Source organism: Rhodopseudomonas sp. BR0G17 (assembly GCF_010907025.1).
GTDB classification, from domain to species: domain Bacteria; phylum Pseudomonadota; class Alphaproteobacteria; order Rhizobiales; family Xanthobacteraceae; genus Rhodopseudomonas; species Rhodopseudomonas palustris_H.
In genome coordinates this window covers 1-431 of sequence record NZ_QUML01000160.1, presented here as the reverse complement: position 1 = coordinate 431, position 431 = coordinate 1, and the positions used below count along the sequence as shown (strand labels likewise).

At 67.3% G+C, this 431-nt stretch carries 1 protein-coding gene; it reads left to right on the top strand.

What is annotated here, in order from left to right; genetic code table 11:
- Positions 1 to 431 (top strand): EamA family transporter (locus tag DY467_RS25665; RefSeq protein ID WP_164639852.1); only part of this gene is annotated, 431 nt, incomplete at both ends.

The following is a 431-nucleotide window of genomic DNA, read 5'->3' as shown; positions in this document are numbered from 1 at the left end:
TCGTCGCGCTGTGGTCGCTGCTGCTGTTCGGTGTCCGGCTGTCCTGGATGCAGACGATCGGCATCGCGCTGTCGCTGCTCGGCGTCTTGACCATCATCCTGCGCGGCGATTTCGCCGCATTGGCGGCAATCGAGCTCAACCGCGGTGACCTGATGCTGGCCAGCGCGCTGTGCGCGTTCGGGCTGTATTCGGCGCTGATGCCGAAGCGGCCGGCGACGCATCCGCTGTCGCTGATCGTGGTCACCACCGGCGGCGGAGCGCTGTTGCTGCTGCCGTTCGCGATTATGGAGTACGCCGGCGGCGTGCGGCCGACCGCCGACTGGATCACCGCCGGCACGCTCGTTTACGTGGTGATCTTCCCGTCGATGCTGGCGTATCTGTGTTTCAACCGCGGCGTCGCGCTGATCGGGCCGAACCGCTCGGCGCCGTTC